Source organism: Rhodoferax ferrireducens (genome assembly GCF_003347515.1).
Classification (GTDB): Bacteria; Pseudomonadota; Gammaproteobacteria; order Burkholderiales; family Burkholderiaceae_C; genus Rhodoferax.
Genome location: NZ_QEII01000209.1, coordinates 1 through 429 on the forward strand (window position 1 = coordinate 1; position 429 = coordinate 429).

Sequence of the window (429 nt, forward strand, 5' to 3'; positions counted from 1 at the left end):
CCAAACTTGTCGCTGCCATTTGCGAATTCAAAGCGAAAAACGACATCCGCTATTACTTGAACGGCGTCTACGTCGAGCCACTGCCAGCAGGCGGCGCTGTGATCGTGGCGACCAATGGCCATGCCATTGGCTTGTGGCGCGACCCCTCCGCTGTCGTGGAGCGCTCTGCCATCTTGCGCATCGGGAAGAATCTTCGTGAGGCTTGCCGGGAGGCGGACGATGGCCGACTGGAGCTGGTCGACGGTCGCCTTGTTGTCACCAATGCGCAGAAGACGGAATACCACGTTCAGCCAAACGGAGAAAAAGACGGCGAGGTAACGAAATGGGAGGTTGAAGGCAAGTACCCAGACTGGAAGACTGTTTTTCCTGACGAATGCCAAGTTGGCCCAATGGGCATGTTCAACGCCATGTATATGAAGATGGTTCACA

General features: G+C 55.7%; 1 pseudogene. It reads left to right on the forward strand.

The features are described from left to right. A pseudogene (locus tag C5P05_RS02845) lies at window positions 1–429 on the forward strand (hypothetical protein); the annotation flags it as partial.